Annotated in this window: 1 protein-coding gene; it reads left to right on the top strand. The window is 56.7% G+C overall.

Annotated features, from left to right (window positions below; all coding sequences use genetic code 11):
- The coding region (locus tag R0J87_RS23505) for an acyl-CoA dehydrogenase family protein (RefSeq protein WP_498889397.1) at nt 1-245 on the top strand (245 nt) is incomplete at both ends.

The following is a 245-nucleotide window of genomic DNA, read 5'->3' as shown; positions in this document are numbered from 1 at the left end:
AGCTCGGCGTGCGGGCAGTGCCGTCCGGTGAAGTCGAATTCGACGGCGCGCAGGCGTTTGTGTTCGGGAATCCGGAAAATGGGCTGAAGTATATGATGGAAGCGTTGAATTTATCGCGCATCTGCAATGCGGTTGCTTCGATCGGCATCATGAAGCGGGCGCTCGATGAGGCGGCGGAATATGCCGAACGCCGCAATGCTTTCGGCCAAAAACTCACCCGTTTTCCAATGGTGCAGGACAGCTTG

The sequence above is a fragment of the Halomonas sp. SIMBA_159 genome, assembly GCF_046536035.1.
GTDB lineage: Bacteria > Pseudomonadota > Gammaproteobacteria > Pseudomonadales > Halomonadaceae > Vreelandella > Vreelandella venusta_A.
This window is presented reverse-complemented; position numbering and strand designations above follow the sequence as displayed.